At 36.4% G+C, this 217-nt stretch carries 1 protein-coding gene; it reads left to right on the top strand.

The features are described from left to right. A partial coding sequence (locus J7R07_RS08235; RefSeq protein WP_208436357.1) for a hypothetical protein occupies nucleotides 1-217 on the top strand: 217 nt, incomplete at both ends.

Raw genomic sequence — 217 nt, forward strand, 5'->3', positions numbered from 1 at the left:
CGCGAATAAAATTGGTGTGCATCGTGTAATTTCTGGTGTTGGTGAGGGAAAGAACAATGATGATGCTGTTAATAAAGGCCAACTAGATAAAAGTTTGAAGGATCTTTCCAACAATCTTCAATCTGAAAATTCATCTGTTGTTCTTTACGATAAAACAGAAGGTGAAAATAGCACTACGGATTATACGAGTGTTACTTTTGGCAAAGGCAAAGATCGT

Origin of the sequence: Bartonella phoceensis, assembly GCF_902825145.1 — a bacterium.
GTDB lineage: Bacteria > Pseudomonadota > Alphaproteobacteria > Rhizobiales > Rhizobiaceae > Bartonella > Bartonella phoceensis.